We start from the raw sequence: 12761 nt of genomic DNA, 5'->3' as shown, positions 1-12761 counted from the left end.
AAATTGACAAAGTACATCGTAAAAAAATCACTACTTTTTCGTACTACCGATAAAAAAAATTAAATATTTTCACTGTCAATAAAATGCTGGTTAAGATTATCCGTCAGTAACTGAAGAAATTTAGTTGTTCCATTTTTCCGGCTTCTGATTTCAAATATCGTTTTATGGTAATTTCCAAGATCAATATTGAGCGCCTTCTCACTAAACTTCATAACTTCACTCAGTTCGATATTACCTCCGTTAAAACAACGCATCTTATAAAGCCCGTAGATCAACTCAATCAATGCGACCTTTGTTGCGGACCAGACGATATTTTGATTTTCCAATGGACCAACTGCAATCCCATCTACAGCCTTTGATGCCATATGCTTATAAAATATTTCCAGTTTTTTATATGCAAGAATCTGTGCTGCCTGATGATCATGAGAAGTGGTAAACGATTCATCGTAATTATAAAACGTTTGTGGCATTTTCATTTTTATATCAAAAGCATTCCGAACAAAATACTTATGATCCATATAAGTAGCTTTCCGTCGACAATAGCTGTAAAATTCAGCATTTTCGACATAAAAGACATTAAGTTTTTCAATTTCATTTTCATAATACTTTCGTAATATCTTCTGGCCTGCTATAGGACGGGATGTTTCCACGTTCAGTACCGTTGAATGATAGATGTAAAGAGAGATAAACTGTGGCTTTATTTCTTTAAAGAAATAGATCTCCTCAGCGATATTTCGAAAATTATAATCTGAAATCAATGTTTTCAGGCTCCTTGTCACTTCATCTATTTCCATTAGGCTACGTTCTGAAATTGCAATAGTCTCTTGCTCTTCTAATTCAATTTCACTGAGTCTCTGTTTAAGCTTCTCACGCATTTCTGCAATCTGTTTAAAGATATCAATATGTTCCATGTCCCTTTTTTAAAGGAAATTACAAACTTTTATTCAAACAGTAAAGAATTAAAATACTAAAAATCAATTACCTATATTTACTTTTATGCTAAGATTCATAGCCATTAAATAAATTGATCATTATATATTCATACCGACATCTTCCTTTCTCTTTTTTATATAATCTTTTGGTCGGATTCCGTTTATTTCATAAAACAATGCCGAAAAATTCTGCCTTGCCGCAATTCCGCATTCCTCTGCCAAAGCTTCAATGGTATAGTTTAAATATTTTTTATTGGTATTCAGTAGATTAGTGATGTAATTGATTCTGAGTTCCGCCATATACCGTGTAAAGTTCACTCCTTTATTTTCATTGATTAAAATAGATAAATAATAAGAGTTGGTACCCAGTTTTGTAGCTACACTTTTCTGGGTTAACCCTTTCTTAGTAAAATATAGCGTCTCTTCGAAGATCTTCAGTTTTTCAAGTAATTCCTTAGTCAATTCCGGTGATAAAGAATTCTTTCGTATAGGAATATCATCAACGGCTTCTTTATTATTTCCCGGCTCACTGCTATTAAGTTTTTGCTGTAAATTTTCATATTGAATCCTGATCTTACGATCACGATAGAAGCGAATACAGAAAATAATGATAATCATTGCCGCAATTACAATAAGAACGAATGCATTACGCAATTTTCTCTTTCCTTTTCTCTCCAGATTTTCCTTTTCTTTTTTCAGCGACTTTACGTCGTATTCTTTACAGATTTTCGAAGCGATGTATGAAAAGTCTTTATTGATAATATGATCAGCTTTTAAAAGTTGATTGGTGTAATATAACTGCTTATCAACATTATTTGTTTTTGAAGCATCATTGATCAGATAGCGATAGCAATCGGCTGCTTCCGGCAGAATAAATTGCTGTTTATTAAAAATGGAATCGATTTTCATGAAATTACTCATTGATTTTTCCATTTCATTTCCTGCAAAATAAATCTTCCCAAGATACAGGTAAATTATGGAGCAGGTGGCGAAGTCATTTCTTTTTACTATTCCTGGCAATGCTTTTGTTAAACTTATTTCTGATTTTTTATAATCCTTCTTATTAAAGTACACGAGTCCTTTGCTTTTCAGAAAATAGCTGTTTTCAAGGAAGTAGTCCGGCTTATTGACCGTATTTTTAAGTCCGAGTTCCGCTAAGCTATCCACTTTATCGAACTGATCCAAATATCGATAGGCAACCGCCAACTGATGCAAACTGTTATAGTACCCTTTATTATAATTATAAACTTCATTTTCATGCAGTTTTTTTTCTAACGAGGCTTGATAAAATTGTGCACAATCTAAAAAATGCTGTACTGCTTTTTCATAGTACCCAAGATGACTTTTGACAATTCCCATGTGATAGATCACTTTGTATTTATGATATTCATCTTTAGAATTTTCAGCAAACTGGTATGCTTTAAGATATTGATCCAAAGCTGGTTTATACTTTTTCGCATTAAAGTAAAATAAGATTCCTTTGCTGAGATAAGCCTTGCTGACTTCGGCAGAATCATTCAAATCGATCGCTGCCTGAATTGTACTGTCGGCATATTTAAATTTTTTATCCAGCGATATGCAGTACTGACGGGCATCACGGTACCCCTGAACCAGTTTTTCCTGATTCTTTTCTTTTTTAGCTTTATTAATGTACAATTTAACGAAAGGAAGCGCTCTCCGATCGTCATTTAACATTTTTTCATAATTCTTTCGAATATCGCCGTATGTTTCAGCACTGCTTTTTTGAGAATATACCCACAGTGAAAACAGCGAAAATACAAATACGAAGTATTTACACTTTTTCATAGCTCTTTATATTAACCACACCTTTCAAAAGTAAACATTTTAAGATGTAATAATTCCAATTTCAAAGAATTACAGAAAACGAAAGAGCCAGAATCAAATAACTGTCTCCAGTAGGACTATTACTGCATTTTCTTCATGTCTCTATTTTAAAATTGAGACGTCTCAATTTTAAAATCGCACCTTCAAAGACTGTTTGCAGATTGCTAAAGCAGCTAATTTTGGTTCAACAATTCAATTGAATCCGGCCGGATCAAGTCTCAAAAAAATTAAAAAATGAAAAAACTAATCTTACTTATCAGCGCAATATTTTGCGCATTGGTTATACATCAATGCACTGATCGTAACCTTAATCTTGAGCAGACCGAATTACAGTTGGACAGATCACTTGTCAAACAGGAAAAGGAACAGAACTCCGCCAAAGATTCTACGAAGTCAGGATCTGAAATAGTCATTGTAAAAGATCCTCCGGTTCGTGACGGAGACGACTGGCGGCAAAGTTCAACAAAATAAAGAATGATGACTAATCCTCACACTTCTTTATCAATTGCCACAGGGTCACCATGTCCGACCAGTGGTATTTGGGAGAGTGTGGGGAGTTTTAAAACGACCATCGCTCTCATGGAGGGTGCTGAAATGCCACCTTACTGTGGCAGAAAGGTTCTCTGGAAATTACTGATAGCCTGCTAAACTGAACAAAAAACTAATACTATGAAACAATTTATTGAACGTTTGTATACTGTGGTATGTTTCTTTTTCATCCTTTTATTTTGCTATGCTGCCATCAGCAAGATCATGGACTTTGAAACGTTTCAGGTTCAGATTACCCAATCGCCTTTATTGAATATTATTTCAGGTTTGGTATCGTACGGAATTTTAGCCGTTGAACTTATTGTCTGCGGACTTCTTATTTTTGAACGCTCAAGAATTTTGGGCTTATATGCTTCATTTACCTTAATGATCTTATTTACCTTTTACATTTATATTATTTTACATTACAGTGAGTTTGTTCCTTGTTCATGTGGTGGTATTCTGGAGAAGATGGACTGGAATACCCATCTGTTGTTCAACATCACCTGTGTGATTATCGCAGGCACTGTGCTTATTTTAAAAATAAAGATCTCGGGCCACCGCATTATGAGACCTGTGATCCTACTATCTCTAATTTCAGTTGTATGTGGAATTTCATTGGTACTACTCTATCAGAGATCCGAATATATGCTGATTAAAGAAAACAATTTTACCCGCCGATTGCTGAAACATCCTTTCGACTTGGAAAAAAAGTATAACCTTGAACTTGATTCGTATTATTTTGCGGGTTCCAGCGGAGATTCAATTTATCTGGGGAATAATAAAACACCGTTTGTATACTACAGTGTTGATCCGAAACTCAACTATTTAAAACAGCATCCCGTTACTCCCGATCAATTTAACTTTGAATTTAAGAGTCCTCGGATAAAAGTTAACTACCCGGATTTCTATTTTTTCGATGGAACAGTACCCGTTATTTATCAGGGGATTGTGGGAAAAGAAAAGATGCATACCATCAGTTTTCATCAAAGCTATTTTTTGCAACTTCAACCGATGAGAGAAGATCATTTTGCAATGACGGGTTATTCTAAAAAAGAAGATATTCAGGCTTTAGGGTTGCTATCAACAGGCTTTTACCCTTCAGCAGTGCTGAAGCCAAATCTTTTGGAGAAAATCAATGACGGAATCTTTGATACCGATGGTAAATTGTTATTTGATGAGAGTGCGCAAAAGTTGGTGTATGTCTACAACTACAGGAATCAGTTTGTCGTCGCAGACCAGAACCTTGATCACAGCTATACTTATCATACCATTGACAATCTCCAGATTCCAAAGATTGAGGTCACCCACCTACCAGACGGAACTAAGAAAATGACAAATCCTTCAACAATTGTTAACAAAAATGCATTTATATATAAGGGTGTTCTTTTTATCGAATCACCGCGTATGGGAAAATCCGAAGATAAAAAGCAATGGAAAAAATCTTTTAGCATTGATCTGTATGCAATCAGCGAGCAAAAATACCTGGGTAGTTTTTACCTGCCGAAAATCTCTGAGTCGTCGATGACGGGGCTGATGGTCAGTAATAATACCCTATTTACAATTATCGGAAATGAATTGATCAGATATCGTTTAGCGCAAAACATTACTCAACATTTCATTCAGGGGAAGCCGAAAACCTGATCCAAGAGTAGGCACCAAAACAAATTTTACATCATGAAAAAAATGAGAAAAATCGCACTCCCTTTAGCTATTTTCGCTTTAGGAATCGGAAGTGCGTACGCTTCAACAGCGTCAGACAAAACAGAAAGTGCAATTCAAAACGGATTCCGTTATGATCCAATGGCTCCGGTAGGAGAAGAATGTGTCGAAACCACTAATTCTTGCAGCACAGAATTTAACGATGAAATCTGTACTTATACAGACTCTTCGGGACAGCACAATCTCTTTGATCAAGGTTGTGTCAATGTATTGTTCAAAGTACCTTAACCATCAAATAATTAACCAAAGAAGGATGCTAAACAGCATCCTTCGTTTGTTTCAATATCCACGGAACATTTCTTTTTTCCTTTAAAAAATACTCCCACCACTCTATTATTCTCGTTGTAAGATCTTTCTGAAGTCCGGCATCTATAATACCGTGATTTTCGTTTGTGTACAACAATGCGATGACCTGTTTTCTATATTTCCTAAGAGCACTGAATGTTGATTTATTTCCTTCGGGACTGACGTTCTTATCCTTTAAACCCGACCACAACAACATCGGAGCTTTAACCTGCTCCATATAAAATAAGGGGCTGTTTTTAATATACTTCTCCTTATTTGCCACAAAATCCCCCAATTGATACTGCCCAGACTCAATACGGGCGTAATCAGGTCCATAAGTTCCATAATTAAACGCAAATGCCGAATGCGTTGGATCTGAAAAACCAGTTCCTGAAACATAAGCTGCAAATCGGTTCGATTGCGTTGCAATAAAATTGGTTTCGTATCCTCCAAATGACCTTCCCATCAGTCCTACTTTAGCCATGTCAGCCTCCTCAATTTTCGAAAGCTGATCCATTGCCTGATTCACACAATAGAGCGCTGAAATTCCCGGACCTTCAGATCCTTTTGTAATATCCGGCAACATCACCATAAAACCTGCTTCCAGCAATAGCCGAATGCTGAATCCATCCTGATTTTTGAAAGTGGGCAACAAATAATCATTGTGATACTTTCTCTGAAGTTCATAGATATATACTACTACAGGCAGTTTTTCATTCTTCTTTATGTTCGGTGGTAGATATAACAATGCCGTTAAGTCTTCATTATTAGGTCCTTTGTACTGTAATCGCTTCATCCCAATTTTTACCGTAGTATCCGGCTGTTTTGATTCATACAATTGCTCCATTCGCTTTTTTGCATACCCTTTCTTCATGATCACTGGATTTTTATTGTAATTTTCGGTAATCCAATAGTATGATTTGGAGGTATTATTCCCGGACAGGGAACTAATTTTATCATTCGTCTGATTGATAACCGTTTTGACAACTCCATTTTTCCAACTGATAACCGAATGTTTTACATCATCTTCAGCAATAACTTTTAACAGCAGTTCCTGATGTAAATCGACAACAAACCCTGAAATATTTTTATCATTAAAGACAGGATCCTTCCTTGCGTTCAGGACTTCCAGTTTCCCCTCAAAAGTCTTTAGCTTGTGCAACTTTGAGCTCTTCATGTCCTGAGACCACAATTCGTTGTTTAAAGTCCATAATACTGATTCGCCTGCGAAATACGGAGAAGCATCAATTCCAATAGAAAGAGCTGTTTTTTTCCCTGTAGCTATTTCGTAGCTTATCCATTGACCCCCTTTTTTATACAGCAATATTTTGCCCAAAGGATCAACCATTGTATATTTAAGAATTTCGTCAACATAAATATCTGATCCGGTTTTCGCATCATATAAAAAGGTCTTTTCAGAGACAGGACTGATTTCAGTATCCCTGTAATCGACCTGATCAGGATTCTTTTCGATCGACAGGTACATCCCCGATTTTCCTGCAGCAATACCATCGATAAACCGACTGTCTATTTGCTGAATTTTATTTTCTTCAGGAAACCAGATCACACGATGAGGTTCATAAACCTTACGAAAGTGTCCTGTAAGATTATATTCATTGCCATACCAAATATCGAGTCCATCATTGGTCATTTTTTCGTAGTTCCCTACAATCAAAAACAATCCATCTTCATTAGCCGAAGGTTTATTACTAATTACATCAAAGTACTTTTGACCATTCACTACCAGTTCTTTCGAATGATGATTTTTATCCACGTAGATAGCTTTCAAACGTTGCTTTTCCATTATAGTCATCAACCATCCGCCTGCAGCCATTCTAGATTCCGCCAGTGAATACACCTCACTTTTTCCGCTGTATATTTTTTCTGATTTTTTTTGAACACTGCTGAAAATTGAAATTTCCTTCAATTCATTAGTACTCGTGTAGAATGCTAAATTCTGATCTAACGGCTTAACCCGGTCAACTTCAGACATTTTGTAAATCACTTTCAAATCTTTACTGTACACATCAACCGCGTTAGCCTTTTTTGCATCATAATGGATCCAAAAAAGATCATTTGATTCAATGGATCCGAATGCCTGTACGTTTTGAAACTCTTTTGTTATTCCTTTTTCCAGGTCTTTAAACTCTACTGCATTTCCCTTTTGGATCAGCAGATTATGATCATGGATAAACAGCATATTTTTAGCATTAAACTTCATCATCTTTTCAGGATGTTTTGTATCGATAATCTTCATTTCCGAAGGTTCTGATTCGTATACTCCCTGCCACATCATCCACCGTCCGTCTCTGGATACTTGCAATAAACGAATTTCTTCAGATTGCTGAACTATTTTCTCTAATTTCTCAATATTACTTTGTGCGGGAATCTTTTGTAACAACGCCATCACAATAATGATGAGCAGTTCTATAAGCCTATTCAATATTTTCATTGTATTACTTCTTGTTTAATTTTAATCATTTCATCAATACTCCTTTCTTTAATATCCTTCATTTTGAGGATTCAGATTAGGATTCAAAAGGAGTTCTTTCTGAGGCAGCGGCCATTGACCATGGTAAGGTTTCCAGTTTGTTTTTACCGACGTCAGCTGATCCAATTGCCCCCATCTTTTTAAATCAAAAAAACGGGTTCCATGTTCAGAGAAAAACTCTTTTCTTTTCTCCTGTTTTAGTTCTTCCTTTGCAGAAGCGGCATTCATTCCCGTTGAAAGGGCGGACAAGCCAGCTCTTTGCCGGGTCTTATTGATAAAAGGAATCGCTTCAGCAACTTTATTTTGTTGAATGAGAACCTCGGCATACAGAAGGTAAACTTCCTCCAACCTGAAAATCACGGAGTCTTCTGAAGTGTTGGCTCCGGCAAGGTTTTTATATTTTACCGACCTGTAATTTGTTTGTCCTTGAGAGGTCACCGCAGCAATGTAATTCTGCTTGCGCAAGTCATTTGCCGAAAAGCTATTTACCAGATCTACATTGAGCATATAGGTTGTCGGAATTCCTGAGAAGTTATAAAGAGCTGCTTCCTTTGTAGCATCGCCGCTGTTTTTGGGTTTCAGTTGCCAGATGATGTGCGTACCTGTTTTCTGAAAGACTTTGGTGATATCATTTTGAAAAGTATAATCCGATGACTGCAATACCAATTTCAAAAGATTTTCAGCCTCAGTCCATTGTTTACGGAGCATTTTCAATTTTGCCCAAAGAAGATTTGCGACATTCTTATTCACATAAATACGTTCAGCATTCCGGTATACAGAGGGTAAAAGATTTACTGCCTGCTCCAGATCAGCATCTATACGGCTTAACAGATCATCTGCTGAAAGTTTGGAAAGTTTGCTGTTGATCTGATAATCTGTCGTGTCGGTGTAGGGTATATCCCCATAGATCTGCTGTAAAAAGAAATACAGTAAAGATCGGATAAGGAGAGCCTCTCCGGTAATACGGTTTCTGGCGCTTTGAGAAAGGGTCTTGGAATTCCGTACCCCTTCGATGATGCTGTTTGCTGCATAGATATGCTGATAAGCATTTGTCCACACATTGGATACAATCAGGTTGCTTGATATTTGCTGATTGTAGTACAAATCAATAATGCTGTTACTTCCCGGTGCAGATACCGAAGCAGTATCATCGGTATAGAGTCCCAACAGGAGCCCCATACCGTCTGATCCTCCGGAGATCAGAGAATTATTCCATAAGTTAGCATAAAGCCCGGCTAAAGCTGCCTCGGCGGTCTGTTCATCTTCAAATACCAGTTCTGTGGGTAATTGATTGGAAGGAAAATCTGTTTCTATCCACTGTTCACAGGAAACAGAGGTCAATGCTGCAGAAACAGCAATTATGATCATATATGGTTTTAATAATGTTTTCATTGTAATAGAACATAGAGGTTAAAAAGTGAGTTGAAATCCTAATGAGTAGGTCTTCAGCGGAGGAAGATATCCTAACACGGTAAACTCAGGATCAATCCCAAAATAGTTGGTCAGAGTAAGAAGATTCTGTCCCTGCACATAAATCATTGCTTCCTTGATTCCCATCTTCTGAACAGGAATACTGTAATTGATCTGTATATTTTTGAGACGTATAAAAGATGCATCGCTTATCGCTGCCGTCGAATTCTGGAAATAAGAATGCAAAGCATTTTTCTGTGCATCTGTACCAGCACTGTACTGCATATATGTTCCTCCCGTATTTGAGGGCGACCATGCGTTTAATACTTCCACAGGCTGATTGCTCATCATTCCCGGAATCAGCATACTTTTATTGTAGTTCCAGTTTCTTTGTTTGACAAACTGGAAAAGAAATGATGCTGACCACCTTTTATATTTCATAGTAGCGGTCCATCCTCCGAAAAACTCGACACCAATTTTCTCTACCACTTTATTATCATCGGGTGAACTGATCTTTCCGTCACCATTAAAGTCGGTAAAACTATAGAGCCCTGTCTGAGGGTTGACCCCTTCAAACTGATATACTTTAACCAGGGTCATGGGATATCCGATGACGTATTGGTTAGCATAGGTTGAACCTTCAAGATTCGGAAATTCTAACAAGGTATTTCGGGGTATGGACAGGTTAAAGGATGATTCCAGTCGCAGTTCCCCTGCTCTAAGTATCTGTGCTGAGAGATCAAATTCCCATCCGGTATTTCTGACTTTTGCAGGAAGATTCGACTGAATAGTTGGAAATCCCGTTGTTGCCGGTAGCGGAATACCCACCAATTGATTGGAGGAGGTATTGCTGTAGTAAGCGGTTGACAGATTGACTCTGTTTTTCAGAAACCCCAATTCAAGAGCGATCTCTTTTTTAGTCGTCTTTTCCCAGCTAAAATCACGATTGTACAACCTTGAGGGAGACAATCCTGTAATGCCGTTATAGATATTGGTTGTTACCGAATACGTGTTCAAGTATTGGTAATCTCCGATTTTATCATTCCCTGTTGTTCCGATGCTTCCCCTAAGCTTTCCAAAACTCAGCCATGATAGTTTCTTCATCCATGATTCATCTGAGAATATCCATGCGGCACCCAAAGCACCGAAATTTCCGAAACGATTTTCAGGACTGAATCTGCTGGATCCGTCTCTCCTACCCGTAAGATTCAGAATATACCTACCTTTAAACTGATAATTGAACCGGGCAAAAGCAGCGGTGTAATAGTACTGGTTGACCAACTGATCCGATACCGTCTTTGTCTTGGCAGCCCCCAGATTCTGAATCAGTGCATTGCTTTCAAAGCCCACGCCCTGTATCGAGCCCTGCTTTGTTTCAGTCTGCTGTAAAGTTGTTCCCACCAGGACATCAAAATGGTGATCTTTCCATTTAAAATCTGCGTTGATCTGTGGTTCCAACAGATAAGAAAACACGGTCTGACGGTTAAGAGATGAAATAGAATTTGCGCTGGTCAATCCGGATGCGGGATTATACATAGTATGAGGTTTCAAACTTCTTTCTTCAAAATCCTGATAAGTCACCCCTCCATTTAATTTCAGAGACAGGAACGGAAACAGGCGGTATGAAATATTTGTCCCGTTATTGATGAATGTTGTTGAATTCAGATATTGACTGTTAAAGGAAGCGACGGGATTGGTAAACGTATTGTTTTCCCAATTCAGATTTCCATTAGTATCATATAAGGCCGGAGCATTGGGGCTTAATTGAAGACTTTTTTTGGTCATATCATCATTCTGAACATTATTTTTCTGAAATGAAAACGTATTGTTCATGTTAGCCTCCAGTTTTTTATCAGGCGATCTGAAGGAAAAATTACCCGTCAGGTTATTCGTTTTATACTTGAAATCCGCCGGAAAGACCGTGCTCTGCTCCTGATGTCCGTAACTGATAAGGTATGATGAATTCTCTGCTCCGCCACTAAGAGACAGCTGTAGAACCGAAGCATCGGCAGTATTTCCGATCAGTGTTTTCTGCCAGTCTGTGTATTGATTCTGATCCCATGCTTTAAGATCATATGCAGAAGCAGGAATCGTTGTCACTCCATCATTGGCATAGCCTTGACGTCTCATATTGAGATACTGCTCAGTGTTCATCATCTCCATATGGTTGGCTACTCTGCTTAAAGAATAGGCGGTGTTCAGTTTCAGTTCCGTTCTGCCTTTCCTACCTTTTTTGGTTGTCACAATTACAACCCCATTGGCTCCCCGCGAACCGTAGATAGCCGTTGCATCAGCATCTTTTAATATTTCAAAACTTTCGATATCATTGGGATTAATTGCATTCAATGGATTAATTGAGGCTGAAGGCAGAATCGTTACAGCATATAAAGAAGGTGTCTCAGCACTTAAGGGCACCCCGTCAACAATATAGAGTGGCTCATTTCCTTCCTTTCGCAGGCTGTTCTTACCCCGGATCTGAATATCAAAACCACCTCCGGGAACCCCTGAGTTCTGTGTAATGCTAACCCCTGCCATGCGTCCCTGCGCTGCAGAAAGCACATTGGTGACGGGCTGGTTCTCAATATCCTTAGCTGATACCTTGGCAATACTTCCCGTTCTCTCTTTATCTTTTACTTTATAATACCCTGCATTGATGACCACTTCCTCAATTCCTTTGGTCTTAGTATCGTCGTCAGCATTACGATCAGTACTATTATTAGCAACGGTATCAGAATCAGAATCAGAATCACCATTCTTAACATGACTATCACCACCCACTTCATCACGCAACAAGTCAATATCAATGACCATTTGTTCTAATCCTGCTGAACCAGTATTACGAGCCTTCTCATCCAAAATAACAGGAATCGCTCTCTCTTTGTATTGAGGATGTTTAAACAAAAGAACCGGTTTTTGTTTGTTTTTACTACGATCACTCATCTTCAAAGTGAGCATAAAAACACCTTTGGAATTGGTTAGGGTGGTTTGATTGGAATTCTTCTCTGAAACAGTCACCCCGGAAAGAGGTTTATTTCCTGCAGTGACCGTACCTGAGATAACTTGAGTCTGAGCATTGACATGCGTACACACTACCGTTAACATTAGGGTAAGACCAATGCCTCCTATGTTGATATAGGATTTTTTCATAGCTTTGTAAAGGTTTTTAATTAACTTTAAATTCTCACGCTCTTTCCCGATGTCGTCAAACTTTAAGGGAAAGGGCTTTTTTTATATTTTCATTTATATTTCGTTTATCAGTATTTCTTTCCAGTCATTATATATGATAGGGCTCCTATAAAACAATAGCGTAAATTTTCGTCGTTTAAGATTCTATTTAATCAGGATAAATTAAAACTTTCCAGGTGCCCATGGTATAAACAAAGGGTGTGTGGTCCAAAAGAGCTCAGTGACCTCAGACACCGGAAAGCATATGAATGAAAAAATTTGTCCCATGTAAGCTTAAAAAGCCACAATAGGCTGTACCCTCCTATTGTATCGTGCACTCTGATACTTATGTTGTAAGCGGGCTTAGATTTTAATGTAGAGAT

General features: G+C 37.8%; 8 protein-coding genes. 3 read left to right on the top strand and 5 right to left on the bottom strand.

Annotation, left to right across the window (positions count from 1 at the left end):
* Window positions 1-59: 59 nt before the first annotated feature.
* Window positions 60-911 (bottom strand): RteC domain-containing protein, encoded by an 852-nt coding sequence (locus tag FB551_RS03690; RefSeq protein ID WP_142015170.1) that lies wholly within the window; start codon window positions 909-911, stop codon window positions 60-62.
* Between the two features lie 120 nt (window positions 912-1031).
* Window positions 1032-2738, bottom strand: coding sequence for a helix-turn-helix domain-containing protein (locus FB551_RS03685; protein WP_142015167.1), 1707 nt, complete (start codon window positions 2736-2738; stop codon window positions 1032-1034).
* 273 nt (window positions 2739-3011) lie between these two features.
* Here FB551_RS03685 and FB551_RS03680 point away from each other — a divergent pair, with 273 nt between their 5' ends.
* The 3 genes from FB551_RS03680 to FB551_RS03670 all read left to right on the top strand — a co-directional run bounded on the left by FB551_RS03680 (window position 3012) and on the right by FB551_RS03670 (window position 5255).
* Window positions 3012-3248 carry a hypothetical protein gene (locus FB551_RS03680; protein ID WP_142015164.1) on the top strand — a complete coding sequence of 79 codons (237 nt, stop codon included), beginning with the start codon at window positions 3012-3014 and terminating at the stop codon, window positions 3246-3248.
* 198 nt (window positions 3249-3446) lie between these two features.
* The gene (locus FB551_RS03675; RefSeq protein WP_142015161.1) at window positions 3447-4949 is read left to right on the top strand and encodes a MauE/DoxX family redox-associated membrane protein; all 1503 of its coding nucleotides are present in this window, start codon (window positions 3447-3449) and stop codon (window positions 4947-4949) included.
* 33 nt (window positions 4950-4982) lie between these two features.
* A complete protein-coding gene (locus FB551_RS03670) occupies window positions 4983-5255 on the top strand; it encodes a DUF6520 family protein (protein WP_142015158.1) in 273 nt (90 codons plus the stop codon).
* Window positions 5256-5283: 28 nt separating this feature from the next.
* Here FB551_RS03670 and FB551_RS03665 read toward each other — a convergent pair whose 3' ends face one another.
* Genes FB551_RS03665 through FB551_RS03655 form a run of 3 tightly spaced genes read right to left on the bottom strand, consistent with a single transcriptional unit; the run spans window position 5284 to window position 12360 of the window.
* Window positions 5284-7764, bottom strand: a complete 2481-nt coding sequence (locus FB551_RS03665) for an alpha/beta hydrolase family protein (RefSeq protein ID WP_142015155.1) — start codon at window positions 7762-7764, stop codon at window positions 5284-5286.
* A gap of 48 nt (window positions 7765-7812) precedes the next feature.
* Window positions 7813-9171 carry a RagB/SusD family nutrient uptake outer membrane protein gene (locus FB551_RS03660; protein WP_226798611.1) on the bottom strand — a complete coding sequence of 453 codons (1359 nt, stop codon included), beginning with the start codon at window positions 9169-9171 and terminating at the stop codon, window positions 7813-7815.
* Between the two features lie 42 nt (window positions 9172-9213).
* Window positions 9214-12360 (bottom strand): SusC/RagA family TonB-linked outer membrane protein, encoded by a 3147-nt coding sequence (locus tag FB551_RS03655; RefSeq protein WP_226798610.1) that lies wholly within the window; start codon window positions 12358-12360, stop codon window positions 9214-9216.
* Between the last annotated feature and the right edge of the window lie 401 nt (window positions 12361-12761).

Origin of the sequence: Chryseobacterium aquifrigidense (assembly GCF_006716485.1) — a bacterium.
GTDB lineage: Bacteria > Bacteroidota > Bacteroidia > Flavobacteriales > Weeksellaceae > Chryseobacterium > Chryseobacterium vietnamense.
The sequence above is the reverse complement of the archived record's forward strand: the minus strand, read 5'-3'. Positions and strand labels throughout refer to the sequence as shown.